General features: G+C 65.1%; 1 protein-coding gene. It reads right to left on the minus strand.

Features of this window, described 5'->3' with window-relative positions; all coding sequences use genetic code 11:
- The coding region (locus PA598K_RS30630; RefSeq protein WP_185602323.1) for an AMP-binding protein at positions 1–682 on the minus strand (682 nt) is incomplete at both ends.

Consider the following 682-nt stretch of genomic DNA (forward strand, 5'->3'; position numbering starts at 1 on the left):
CGAGCAGCAGCTCGCCGAGGATCGAGGGCACGTAATTGAGTAGCGTGATCTGCTCCTCCTCCAGCCGCTGACGGAATGCCAGCCGATCCAGCACCAGTCCCGGCTCCGCGACGACGACTTGTCCGCCATGCAGCAGCGTGCCGAACCAGTCCTCGACGCTCGGGTCGAACGTATAGTCCGTCATCTGCAATACCGTCGTCTCGCTGTCCACGCCATAACGTTCGGCAAACCACGAAGCGAGATTGACGACGCTGCCGTGCTCGACCATGACGCCCTTGGGCTTGCCCGTCGAGCCGGAGGTGTACATGACATACGCGAGCCGACCGGAATCGGCGAATGCCTGGCCTGAGGCCGCGGGCTCTGATGCGGGACCGGACGACTTCCCTGTCACCGTCAGAGCAGCCTCGGACGCTGATGCGGCTTGCTCCTTCGCCGACGCCAATTCAGCCCCAGACGCTGCGACGGATTGCACCTCCTCCGGCAGGTCAGCCCCAGATGGTACCCTGACCAGTCCCTCTGTCGTCGCCAGAGCCTCCGCATCCAGCGCCTGAACCCCAGGCGGCAGCGGCAGCGTCTCGACGGTGTCTGGATCGGTCAGCACATAGCGGACTCCGCATTCCTCCAGCATATGGCGCATCCGCTCTGGCGCCTCGTCGGGATGGATCGGCAGGTAGGCGCCGCC

This window comes from Paenibacillus sp. 598K, assembly GCF_003851045.1.
GTDB lineage: Bacteria > Bacillota > Bacilli > Paenibacillales > Paenibacillaceae > Paenibacillus_D.